This window comes from Gordonia sp. i37 (assembly GCF_002043085.1).
Taxonomy (GTDB): domain Bacteria; phylum Actinomycetota; class Actinomycetes; order Mycobacteriales; family Mycobacteriaceae; genus Gordonia; species Gordonia polyisoprenivorans.
This window is the reverse complement of the sequence record NZ_MVPX01000358.1, coordinates 1-11820: the sequence shown is the minus strand read 5'-3', so window position 1 is coordinate 11820 and position 11820 is coordinate 1. Positions and strand designations below refer to the sequence as shown.

Sequence of the window (11820 nt, the reverse complement as noted above, 5' to 3'; positions counted from 1 at the left end):
CCGCGCCCCCGACGCGCCCGCGCCAGGCATTCCCCCCCCTCGCACGGCCGACGAAACCCCCGACTCGCGCTCCGCGGTAGGGGCGGCGACGCGGATTTGGTTCCCACCTGCGGTTTCACCTACACTGGACGGGTTGCCTGCGGTGCGTGAGCGCCGCGAATCGGCTCGTGAACCCACTGGGAAGGCCCGCTTACAGCGGAAAAGCCCAGGCAGGCGTGTGTCCGATGGCAACAGGCCGTGTGCGTCGGGTCGGAAATCCGGCGCACAGATACGCCAGATCCGCCCCAGTGGATTCGGCGTGTCGACGACATCCAGGTCAAGGAGAGAATCGAATGATTCAGCAGGAGTCTCGCCTGCGGGTCGCCGATAACACGGGAGCCAAGGAAATCTTGTGCATCCGCGTGCTGGGCGGCTCGTCGCGGCGCTACGCCGGCATCGGTGACACCATCGTCGCCACTGTCAAGGACGCCATCCCCGGTGGCAACATCAAGAAGGGCGAGGTCGTCAAGGCGGTCATCGTGCGCACCACCAAGGAGCGCCGTCGTCCGGACGGAAGCTACATCCGTTTCGACGAGAACGCCGCCGTCATCCTCAAGGGTGAGAGCGACCCCCGCGGTACCCGCATCTTCGGCCCGGTCGGCCGCGAGCTGCGTGAGAAGAAGTTCATGAAGATCGTGTCGCTGGCACCGGAGGTGATCTGACATGAAGGTGCACAAGGGTGACACCGTGATCGTCATCTCGGGCAAGGACAAGGGCGCCAAGGGCAAGGTCATCGAGGCCTACCCGCAGCGCGAGCGTGTCCTCGTCGAGGGCGTGAACCGCATCAAGAAGCACACCGCCGCCTCGGCCAACGAGCGTGGTGCTGCCTCGGGCGGCATCGTCACGCAGGAAGCCCCGATCCACGTGTCGAACGTGATGGTCGTGGATTCCGACGGCAACCCGACCCGCGTCGGCTATCGCGTCGACGAGGAGACCGGCAAGAAGGTCCGGATCTCGCGCAAGACCGGGAAGGACATCTGAGATGACCACCACTGAAAAGGTCCAGCCGCGGCTGAAGCAGCGCTACCGTGCCGAGATCAAGGACGCGCTGAACAAAGAATTCGACTACGCCAACGTCATGCAGATCCCCGGCGTGGTCAAGGTCGTGGTGAACATGGGTGTCGGCGACGCCGCCCGTGACGCCAAGCTCATCAACGGTGCGGTCGCCGACCTCGCGCTGATCACCGGTCAGAAGCCGGAGATCCGTCGCGCCCGCAAGTCCATCGCACAGTTCAAGCTGCGCGAGGGCATGCCGATCGGGGCCCGCGTGACCCTGCGCGGCGACCGGATGTGGGAGTTCCTCGACCGTCTCGTGTCGATCGCGCTGCCCCGTATCCGCGACTTCCGCGGTCTGAGCGACCGTCAGTTCGACGGCAACGGCAACTACACCTTCGGTCTCAACGAGCAGTCGATGTTCCACGAGATCAACATCGACAACATCGACCGGCCGCGCGGTATGGACATCACCGTCGTCACCTCGGCCACCACGGACGACGAAGGCCGCGCACTGCTTCGCGCGCTGGGCTTCCCGTTCAAGGACAACAACGCGAAGGACAACTGAGATGGCCAAGAAGGCTCTGATCAACAAGGCCAACAAGAAGCCCAAGTTCGCCGTGCGCGCCTACACCCGCTGCAACAAGTGCGGTCGCCCGCACTCGGTGTACCGCAAGTTCGGCCTGTGCCGCGTGTGCCTGCGCGAGATGGCACACGCCGGCGAGCTGCCGGGCGTGCAGAAGTCGAGCTGGTGACTTCCCGCCGGTGACATCACCGGCGCACAACACCTCACGACGACCCCGTCTCCCGCACCGGGAGGCGGGGCCGTCGTGCTCTCGCCGGCAGCGCTCTTCCTCTCCTTTGATCGGTGGTCGAGGTGTGAGGCGCGCCGGCGCCGAACCTCGAGACCTCTTGCACCGATGCTGGTTTCGTTCCGCCCCGCACCGCACGGGGCGCCCCTCGGCCACATCGAACCCCACTCAACCTCACTATGCACTCCTGCATAGAATGACCGCATGACGGTCACCGACAACGAGTCCCGCAGCACGTCTCTGTCCGAGGTGCTTCGCGCGTTCGACCCGGCACAGGAGTTCGCGATCCCGGCCGGCTGGACCCAGGGCCGCACCGCGTACGGCGGCCTGACCGCAGCACTCGCGGTCGTGGCCGCCCAACAGACCGACGGCGCGCCGTTACCTGCCCTGCGGGCCGCGCAGTTCGCGTTCACCGCACCGGCCACCGAGACGATGACCGTGCGGGCACGACGACTCCGCGAAGGCCGATCGGTGACAAGCGTTGCCGTGGAAACGCGCAGCGGCGATTCCGTTGCGGCACAATCGACCCTGATCTTCGCCGGAGCGCGTGACAGTTCCGTCGAGCACACCCTGATCCCTCGCCCCGACGTCGCCGGCCCGCAGGACTGCCCGAGCGTCGGCGGGCGGCCCGGGGCGCAGCCGAGCTTCACCGACCAATTCGAGCGACGCATTGCCGGCGGTGCGATACCGGTGACGAAAGCCGTGGAGCCCGAAGTGCTTTGGTGGATGCGTCACCGTGATGCGCAGGGTGTCGATCCGGCCGTGGCCCTCGTCGGGCTCGGTGACAGCCTGCCGCCTGCGGCGATGACGGCATTCTCCGACTGGGCGCCCATCAGTACCGTGATGTGGTCGGTCGACATCTGCGCCGACGAGGCCGTCGACCCCACCGGCTGGTTCTTGCTGCGGTCGACGAGTGCGGTGTCGCGCGGCGGTTACTCCTACCAGACGATGGAAGCCTGGGACGCCGACGGGCAACTGGTGATGACCGGCACCCAGACCGTCGCGATCTTCACCTGATCGGACGAACGTCGCAAACATCGTTGACCTGCTCTTGACCGTCACTTGCACCCAGACTTACTGGGGTGTTCTCACGGCTTGTCCTCAGCTTCGGCAAAGGTTTTCGCGATTGGGTGTGCTTCGGCTGTTATTGGTCGGCACGGTGCCGAGGAAGGGGCTGGAGAATGTCGATGGGGTTGGCAACGACGCGTCGTCGAGTGGCGGTGGCGGTTGCGGGGATCGGTATTGCGGGAGTGGTCGGGGCAGGCGGAGCCGGTATCGCCGGAGCCGCACCGACACCCCCGTCGCCGCCGAAGGCCTTCGGAACGACATGTTCGGTGATGCAGGTCGAACGGGCGCTCGCCGTCGAGGATCCGGCGCTGTGGCAGCAGATCAACTCGCATCCGCGGGCCAAGCGGCACTTCGAGGAGATGATCGTGCTGTCGCCTGCGCAGCGGAAAGCGCTGCGGGAGAAGAATCGTCACGCGCACCCGGTCCGCTCGACGGTGATGGCGTTTCTGCGTGATCACGGCATCGGCGCGCAGCAGCACACGATGACCCGTGACGCCATGGCGAAGGCCCTGCGCACCTGCAACAAGTTCTGAACCTGCTGCGGCAGAAGAACTCTGGTTGGTTCAGTGGGTGAGCGAGCGCACCGCCACCTGCACGGCGTCGAGATGATCGGCCATGGCCCGCTCGGCGGTCTGCCGGTCGCCGGAGCTGATGGCCTCGACGATGCGCTCGTGTTCCTCGTTCGATCGGCGCATGCGTCCGGTCGCCAGATTGAGTGTGGCCGACTGGGCAGTCAGTGAATTGCGGATGTTGACGAGCGCGTTCTGGAACACCCGGTTGCCGCTCGCTCGTGTGACCGCCAGGTGGAACTGTCCGTCGAGGGCGACCCAGTCGGTCTGATTCGACTCGGCCGCCATGGCCTGCGTCAATTCGGTGAGTTGACGCAGGTCCTCGGCGGAGCGCCGCTCGGCGGCCCACCCGGCGGCCGGGATCTCGATGTGCGGCCGCGCCTCCATGAGCTCCCGCGCGGTGTACTCGCCGACCTTCAGGTCGTGGGACGCCGTGCTGCTGACCACGAATGTTCCTCGGCCGGTGCGGGTTTCGGTGAGTCCGAGTGCAGTGCACGAGCGCAATGCCTCCCGGACGACCGATCGACTCACCGCGTAGCGCTCGCCGAGCGCGGCCTCGGACGGGAGGCGCTCACCGACGGGGAGGTCGCCACTCTCGATGGCCTGGCGCAGGTCGGTGAACACCGCTTCGGCCGCGCTGACCCGAGTCGTGACGGGTCGGCGGTCGGCCCAACTGCTGGTCATCTGGATGGTCCTCCGTCTTCGATCCGGTGTGTGTAGCGGTCGTACGTGTTGACGATAGCTCAGCTATGTATGACACTAGAGCTGTCAGACAGCCCGACAGCAGGATAGGTGAGACGTGACGATGGCCCAGGAGCGAGCCGAGACCGATCTTCTCGGTCGGCGCGAGGTGCCCGCCGAGGCGTACTTGGGTATCCATACCCTCCGGGCGGTGGAGAACTTCCCCGTCACCGGACGAACGATAGGCTCCAACGCCCATCTCGTCCGTGCGCTCGCCGCGGTGAAATGGTCGGCGGCACGCGCGAATGCCGATCTCGGCATCCTCGACGAGGAGCGGGCGAGTGCGATCTGCGCGGCCTGCGACGAGATCCTCGACGGCGGCTTTCATGATCAGTTCGTCGTCGACGTCATTCAGGGCGGCGCGGGTACCTCGACCAACATGAACGCCAACGAGGTCATCGCGAACCGGGCGTTGGAGATCCTCGGACACGGTCGCGGTGAGTACCGGCACCTGCACCCCAACGAGCACGTCAACGCCGGGCAATCCACCAACGACGTCTACCCGACCGCGGTCAACGTGGCGACCATCCGGGCAGTCGGTGAACTCGACGAGGCGATGTCGGTGCTGCAGCAGGCTTTTGCGCGCAAGGCCGCGGAGTTCTCCTCGGTCGTCAAGATGGGACGCACCCAGTTGCAGGATGCGGTGCCGATGACCCTCGGTCAGGAGTTCGGGGCGTTCGCGGTGATGATCGACGAGGATCGTCAACGTCTGCGTGAGGCGGCGACCCTGGTGCACGAGATCAATCTCGGTGCCACCGCGATCGGCACGGGTCTCAATGCCCCTGTCGGCTACGCGGACAAGGCCGTCGGCCGTCTCCGCGACAAGACCGGCCTTGACCTGGTGAGTGCGCACGACCTCGTCGAGGCCACGCAGGATGTGGGTCAGTTCGTGCATCTGTCGGGGGTTCTCAAACGTGTCGCGGTGAAGCTGTCGAAGATCTGCAACGATCTGCGCTTGCTGTCGTCGGGGCCGCGGGCCGGACTCGGTGAGATCAACCTGCCGCCGGTCCAGGCGGGATCGTCGATCATGCCCGGCAAGGTGAACCCGGTGATACCCGAGGTGGTCTCGCAGGTCGCCTATGAGGTGATCGGCAACGACGTCACCATCACCATGGCCGCCGAATCGGGCCAGTTGCAGCTCAACGCCTTCGAGCCGATCATCGTGACCTGCCTGTCGGACGGGATGACCCACCTGAGCGCGGCATGCCGGGCACTCGCCGCCAGGTGCGTCGACGGCATCACCGCCAACGAGGAGACGCTGCGGCATCGGGTCGAGAACTCGATCGGTCTGGTCACGGCGCTGAGCCCGTCGCTGGGTTACGTCGCCTCGACCGCAATCGCCCAGGAGGCGTTGCGTAGTGGGCGTACCGTCCTCGAGTTGGTTCTCGAGGCGGGCCTCCTCGAGCGCGGCGAGCTCGAACGACTGCTCAGCCCTTCGCATCTGGCCAATCTGCGTCCGGTGACCGCCGAGGGCGACAGCCCCCGCTGATGACCGGCGACGAGAACCCGGATGTCTCGGGGTTGTGGTGAGCAGACGGCAATGCCGCTCCCGCCGTGGGGGAGCGGCATCACCTCGCCGGAAAGTGGAGTCTCGCCGTCAGCCGAGGAGCCAGGCGTTGGGCGCGCACACGATCGGAACCGCCGGATCGAAGGCGTTGAGGACGATCGACACCGCGCGCGGTGAATAGCTCAACGACAGATGGTCCGAGGTGTCCTGTTCGCACCCGTTCTGCAGCACGATATTTCGCGTGTTCTTGGTGCCCGCGGGGAAGAAGGTCGACTGGTACGGCGTGGTGATCTCGTCGTACCGGCTGCCGATGATCGTGTACTTCACATCGCCGACGGCGTACACGCCGCCCTTGTTGAGATTCTTGATGAAGGGGGAGTCGTAGACCTGCTGGATGCCCGATGCGCCGACGCCCAGTGCGATCGGACCGAGCACGTCGATGCCGAGGTTGTTGATGGTGCGCCCCAGGGTGCCGATTCCGTCGAGTGAGGTGCCGTTGTTGGTGGCGCCCAAGGTGACGAGGTTGGCGACCTTGGAGGCGCCGCCGTCGTAGCGGATGTACTGACGCGCGGCGATGCCGCCCTGGGAATGGCCGACCATGTTCACCTTCGAGGCACCGGTGGTCGACAGCACCTTGGTGACGAAATCGCCGAGCTGCGTGCCGGATTGCGCGATGTCACCCGTGCCGAAGGCACCGGGAAGCAGTGCGCCCAACCCGCCGCCTTGCAGGGTCGGCAGGATGCCGTAGTTCAGCGCGTAGACGCAGTAGCCCGCGGACTTCAGGGCCGGCGACAGCATCGCCCAGTTGTTGTACGCGTTCTCCCACGTGCCGTGGACGAGGACGACCGGGTCCTGACCCTGTTTCGGTTTACATGACCAATCGTTGGCCCCCGGCGGCGCGATGTTGGGATTGGTCAGCCCGTACCCGAAGGCCGGCAGGAAGCCCTCCTGGCGCGGACCGTTGCCGGTCGGGGTGAACCACGAGCTGCGTCCCGCCAGAATCGTCTCTGCGACAACAGGTTTCTTGGCTCCCGCCGCGATGAAGTCGGCGAGCTGCTGTTGCTGGTCGGCTGCGGCGGCCGGGCCCGCGAGTGACAGCGCCACCCCCACGCCGGTGGCCACCGCGACCACGGTGGTGGCTATTCTGCGGGTCCACGCCCGTCGTGAAAATCGATGATGCGGCACTGCGATTTCCCCTTCCCACAAGTGACCGCCCCCTGTGGCGGCCGCTGCCGAGTGTCGTGCGTCACGTTGTGACGAGAACGTAAGTTACCACGCAGTAAGAGTACGTGTGTACTCCGATCCCGAAGGTGTCCGCTCTTTGCTACCTGAAAGTAGGTATCACGGATGCCGTGTGACTCGTCGGCGATGAAGGGCCGAAAAGCGTTCAGCGCCCGAGGAACCCGCCGAGCATGCCACCGACGCCCGCTTGTCCGCCGTCGCCGGTGCCGCCGACGAATCCGCCCGGCGGCAACTCCGAGGGCTGAACCACCACAAAGCCCTGCCCGGCGAACGCCAAGGTGAGTCGTTCGCCGGTGCTGCGCCCCATCAGGGTTCCGAGGTTGAACGAATCGTTGGACTTGATCGACGTGCGCAGGCTCGACGACCATGCGACCGCGGCGTTGGGGTCGGCGTAGGTGGCCGCGTCGACGGTGAGAACCACCGGCGTGCCGTCGGTGGTGATCGCGATGCGCCCGCGACCGGTGAAGACACAGTTGAACATTCCGGCGTTGCCGAGCGCGCCGGCCCCCTGCACGCGCGCGATGTCGTAGTGCAGCGTGGAGTCGAAGGCGAGCACGTTGGCGCCGTTGATGGTCAGGCCGTCGGTTCCGTCGAGGTCGATGAGGTGGACGTCGGCGGCGGCGTTGGCCAGGAACAGATCGCCGCGGCCGCTCACCTTCATCAGCGGCACGCCTTCGCCCGAGAGTGCCTGGCGCACCATGCGTCCGATGCCGCCGGAGCCGAGAGCCTCGAAGCTCAGATCGCCTTGGTAGGCGACCATCGACCCGGCCCGCGCCATCACCTCACCCGACAGGCCGATGCGACACATCTTGCTGCCCTGCTTCTGGATGCCCTGTCCGGAGACCTCGGAATGATCGGGGTTGAACAGATCGCTGTGCATGGGTGCTCCCTCGGGCTGCGGTCGGGGCGGAGGCGGACTGGCAGTGCGGCGGTGTGATGCGTCGGGTGGCCACGGTTGGGGATCGCGCACCGGAGGCGACTCGGGCACGGGTACGTCGTCTTCGACATCGATGCCGAAAGCGGTTGCCAGACCCGCCAATCCGGCGTCATATCCCTGCCCGACGGCGCGTACCTTCCAGGCATCACCGCGTCGATAGATCTCGACACAGACCACCGCCGCCTCGCTGGTGAGACCATCCGGCGAGAAGGCGATCGTCTCCTCGGCGGTTGCCCCGGCGCCGGCGGGTGCGATGGTCACCTCCAGGCGTCCCGCGGTCGCGAACGAGACGGGGCCGGTTCCGTCGAGGCTGGCCGCGATGGCCACGGTGACGATATCGGCGGGTAGTCGTGTGGTGTCGATGTCGAGCACGTCGGCACCACCGTCGGCGCGGTAGGAGATCCCGGGGCCGGTCGGTTGGTTGTAGAAGACGAAGTCGGCATCGGACCGAACCCGATGAGCCGACGTCAGCAACACCGCCGAGGTGTTCACCGGCGTCACCGAACGCACCGACACCGTCACTGTCGCCGATGGCAGCGCGGTGTTCTGTCCTGGGGCGAGGTGCCGCATGGTTCCAGTGTGCCCGATATGTGCCGGTGACCGACCGGAGTCCACGGTCCTCACGTACGCCGCGCGGGGCGAGTCGACGGCCCGCCCCGTGCGGCGTCCGCTCTACTCGCGAGGGCCGCGCCGCCGGGCACGGCGAGACTCGACCCGACTGCCGCCGACCGACGCACTCACGACTCGTGGGCCGCCGGCGTGAGCGGTGCCCGTGTCGGGGACGCCCTTGACCGGTTGATGAATCGGTTGCAGCGCATAGCCCGTCTGCCACGGGAAGGTACCCAGATCGTCGGCCCAGACCACTTGCAGCGCAGGATGGTTCGGGAACAGCTCGTTGGTGATGAGCATGTCGGACTTGTCGACGAGCTCGATCACCCGGACCCGCACCTCGAGAGCATGCACCTCGAGTTCGGTCCGACCGTCGACCACCGATCGCCAGTCGACCCGGTGGAACAACTCACCGAGTTCGTTGAGCAACTCACAACCGGTGCGTGCGTCGAGACCGAAGACCACCAGATCGGGGATCGAGTGCAACGCGAGACCCGTCGTGTACGCGAACGCGCAGTCCGGCGGCGCGCACCGTGAATCCCCGCACGAACACCCGTCGCCGACCGCTGTCACCGCCCAGCCGAACCGGCGGATGGTGGACAGCGTCTCACGGACGAGGGGATCGGGATGCCAGCGCGGGATGCCCCGGATTGCTGCGGCGTGATCGGCCATGGTCGCTCCTTTGTTCGAGGGTGCGTTCATGACACCACGGGGGTACGACAAGTCCGGGACGCCTCGATCGGTTGCCCTGTTCGGTGTCCACCGGGTGAGTGAACCCTCGGGTGCACCTGCCTGCCCGAAGTGCGCGGTTCCCTCGGTTGGCTAAGCTCCAGGGGAGATCATCACCTCATGCGTGGTGGCGAAATGGTGGAGTTCGAGGGTGATGTTCGCGTTTTCGGAGTACGACGCCGCAGACCTGCGCGATGACACCTGGGTGGACCTCTTCCCGTGGCTGGACTCCTACGAATCGGCGGATGCCGCCTGCCTCGAAGAACTGGTCCCGAACGTGTCGGACTGGTGGATCGCGGACTCCCCGCGCGACACGGCCGCCGACATGTCTCTCGACAATCTCGTCTCTCTCGACGATCTCGTCGTCGGCCTGGCTCGTCTTGCGGTCCGGCGTCATCGGGACCTCACCTTCGGGGATCTCGCGCCGCTCCTCGATCCGACGATTCCCGTCGCCGGCCTGCGTCTTGATCCGCGCGCCGAGACGGTTGTCCGACGTCTCGGGGACCGAGCAGTCGTCCGCACACTGCTGTCGTCCAGTGTGGCGTCGTTGTTCGCGTTGAAGGGCACGAGCCCGGACACCGTGCAGGAGGTCGCCGCCGGTGTGCTCGGAGCGTCCATCCTGCGACTACCCGAAGACGGGGTCCTCCCCGACGAGGAGACCGACAGTCCGGTGGCCGTTCAACTCGTCGACGACCTCAGGGTGCTCGCACGGTGGCGCGGTCTGCGCGGCAGTCTGGGCGCGCCGCTCATCTCCGTCGGGATCGAGGACGAAGCTCCCGAACAGGTCCAGGAGGTCGCCACCCGGATCTCGGCGATCACCGGCAAGGATTTCTCCACGATGGTGGAGTCCAATCCGGTCGACGAGCTCGAGAACCTGATCGAGCAACTCGATGACCGGGAGATGCTGGCACTCACCGAGTTCGTCATGGCCGCGGAACCGATCAGCATGGGACAGCTCAGCGTCCGGCTGCACGTGAGTAAAGGGCGAGCAGGCGGCATCGTGGCCAAGCTCAAGCAGGACCTGGCCGCTGCATGTGAATTCGAGACCACCGCGGGCGGATTGCTCGCGAGCATTCGAGCCGAGATCCAGCCGGTGACCTCACTCGACCGTCTGCTCGACATGCAGCCCGTTCTGCGCACCGAGGTGCCCTCACTGGGCGTGCCGCTATGGCTCGCGCTCGACCGGCTTGACGATGGATTCGAGGTCACCGGGGGCTGGGCGGTGGCTCCCGATCTCCGCTCGGCCAAGGGGCGGACGATCGTGATGCTCGAGCAGTTCGAATCCGTCAACGCTGTCGTGCCCGTCCCCGTCGCGGCGTCGACGCTTCGGCTGTCGACCGATGAGGTCCGAGAGTGGTTGCAGTACTGCGAGATCCCGATTCTTGACGACAACGTGTTGTTGTCCACCCGCCGTCTGGCCGATCATGCCGCCGGGATTCTGGAAGTGCGCGGGCCTTTGGGCATCGACCGCCTGAGTGATCTGCTGAACACCGATCGACCCGAACACCATGTCGTGAAACACCTTGATGAGGATGAGCGCTTCACCTGCACCCCGGACGGCCTGTGGTGCCTGACGGAGTCTCTCGGTGAAGAAGTCGGTGGGTCAGAAACGCCACCACGAACGCCGGCCGTTGATCGTCCGGCCACCGAACACTCCGCCGCAGAGGCGGATTCGACAGCGGTCGCCGTTGTCGTCCGGCCTACGCGCCGCCTGTATCGGATCGGGGACACCTGGTGTTTTCGGCTCCGCGTCACCTCCGAACACCTTCGTGGTTCCGGATTCACCGTTCCTGTCGGTGTGGCGCAGGCACTGGGATGCACCCACGGCGTCGTGCGCGAGTTGCCCAGCCGGCTCGGCACACAGATGCTCCGATGGACCGGAACGAACCCGACATGCGGGACCATCCGCCGCTTTCTCAACGAATTGTCCTCGCAGCCCGGAGATCTGGTGTTCCTGACCTATTCCGAAGGCGGCGGGTTCGACGTGGTGGCCTGCGCCGAGACCGATGCCGCGGACCCGGTTCGCGGAGCCCTTGCCCTGATCGGCGTCACTGATCCGCAGGATGTCGCCGACTCCGACGTCGCACCACTGCTCGCGGCGGGGATCGGACTCGATCCGGACATCAAACCGCGACGCATCCTCAGCCGCTATCAGTCCCGTGACGACACGGTCGCCGCGCTCCTGGAGCAAGCCTGGACGGTCACCGTGCGATGACGACCGAACCGACCGCATTCACCGCCACCGAACGCGCACTCGGCCTGCATCACACCGTCGCGACCGCGGTTGCCGATCTGATCGACAACAGCATCGACGCGGGCGCAACGCACGTACTGCTCCGGTTTCTGCAATCCGGCCGACGTATCACCGGGTTGCGGGTCATCGACGACGGTCGGGGTATGGACGCCGACACCATCGATGCGGCGATGCGCTACGGCGTACAGCGCGCGTATGGGGTCGCCGATCAGGGGCATTTCGGTGTCGGGCTGAAAGCTGCTTCCCTCAGTCAAGCCGACACCGTGACCGTGTATTCGCATGCGGCAGAGAATCTTCCGGTGGCGCGTCGGCTCCCCGCC

At 66.2% G+C, this 11820-nt stretch carries 13 protein-coding genes; 9 read left to right on the top strand and 4 right to left on the bottom strand.

Features of this window, described 5'->3' with window-relative positions; genetic code table 11:
* The first annotated feature begins 332 nt into the window (after nt 1–332).
* From rplN to B1964_RS17435, 6 genes are all read left to right on the top strand, one after another.
* Nucleotides 333–701, top strand: a complete 369-nt coding sequence (rplN, locus tag B1964_RS17460) for a 50S ribosomal protein L14 (RefSeq protein ID WP_006370435.1) — start codon at nt 333–335, stop codon at nt 699–701.
* A gap of 1 nt (nt 702) precedes the next feature.
* Nucleotides 703–1020 carry a 50S ribosomal protein L24 gene (gene rplX, locus B1964_RS17455; RefSeq protein WP_006370434.1) on the top strand — a complete coding sequence of 106 codons (318 nt, stop codon included), beginning with the start codon at nt 703–705 and terminating at the stop codon, nt 1018–1020.
* A gap of 1 nt (nt 1021) precedes the next feature.
* On the top strand, nt 1022–1600 hold the full coding sequence (gene rplE, locus B1964_RS17450; RefSeq protein WP_006370433.1) for a 50S ribosomal protein L5: 579 nt from the start codon (nt 1022–1024) through the stop codon (nt 1598–1600).
* Between the two features lies 1 nt (nt 1601).
* The gene (locus tag B1964_RS17445) at nt 1602–1787 is read left to right on the top strand and encodes a type Z 30S ribosomal protein S14 (RefSeq protein WP_006370432.1); all 186 of its coding nucleotides are present in this window, start codon (nt 1602–1604) and stop codon (nt 1785–1787) included.
* Nucleotides 1788–2048: 261 nt separating this feature from the next.
* Entirely contained in the window at nt 2049–2861 is an 813-nt protein-coding gene (locus B1964_RS17440) for a thioesterase family protein (protein ID WP_079930656.1), read from the top strand.
* 170 nt (nt 2862–3031) lie between these two features.
* Nucleotides 3032–3445, top strand: coding sequence for a hemophore-related protein (locus B1964_RS17435; protein ID WP_253194041.1), 414 nt, complete (start codon nt 3032–3034; stop codon nt 3443–3445).
* A gap of 30 nt (nt 3446–3475) precedes the next feature.
* Here the strand turns inward: B1964_RS17435 and B1964_RS17430 are convergent, their stop codons facing one another.
* Nucleotides 3476–4165 carry a FadR/GntR family transcriptional regulator gene (locus B1964_RS17430; RefSeq protein ID WP_079930655.1) on the bottom strand — a complete coding sequence of 230 codons (690 nt, stop codon included), beginning with the start codon at nt 4163–4165 and terminating at the stop codon, nt 3476–3478.
* Between the two features lie 121 nt (nt 4166–4286).
* On the opposite strand from B1964_RS17430, the gene B1964_RS17425 reads away from it, so the two are divergent.
* Nucleotides 4287–5711, top strand: a complete 1425-nt coding sequence (locus tag B1964_RS17425; protein ID WP_079930654.1) for an aspartate ammonia-lyase — start codon at nt 4287–4289, stop codon at nt 5709–5711.
* 108 nt (nt 5712–5819) lie between these two features.
* Here B1964_RS17425 and B1964_RS17420 read toward each other — a convergent pair whose 3' ends face one another.
* The 3 genes from B1964_RS17420 to B1964_RS17410 form a co-directional block, all read right to left on the bottom strand.
* Complete coding sequence (locus B1964_RS17420) at nt 5820–6851, bottom strand: alpha/beta fold hydrolase (RefSeq protein WP_231386620.1); 1032 nt, start codon at nt 6849–6851, stop codon at nt 5820–5822.
* A 265-nt stretch (nt 6852–7116) separates the two neighbouring features.
* Nucleotides 7117–8478: an AIM24 family protein gene (locus B1964_RS17415; protein WP_079930653.1), complete on the bottom strand. Its 1362-nt coding sequence runs from the start codon at nt 8476–8478 to the stop codon at nt 7117–7119.
* A 102-nt stretch (nt 8479–8580) separates the two neighbouring features.
* Entirely contained in the window at nt 8581–9189 is a 609-nt protein-coding gene (locus B1964_RS17410; protein WP_006370425.1) for a DUF4262 domain-containing protein, read from the bottom strand.
* A gap of 211 nt (nt 9190–9400) precedes the next feature.
* On the opposite strand from B1964_RS17410, the gene B1964_RS17405 reads away from it, so the two are divergent.
* Both B1964_RS17405 and B1964_RS17400 read left to right on the top strand, forming a co-directional pair.
* Nucleotides 9401–11461: a hypothetical protein gene (locus tag B1964_RS17405; RefSeq protein WP_172398877.1), complete on the top strand. Its 2061-nt coding sequence runs from the start codon at nt 9401–9403 to the stop codon at nt 11459–11461.
* Nucleotides 11458–11820: ATP-binding protein (locus B1964_RS17400; RefSeq protein WP_172398876.1), on the top strand; the 363-nt coding region annotated here is incomplete at its 3' end. The genes B1964_RS17405 and B1964_RS17400, both read left to right, overlap by 4 nt.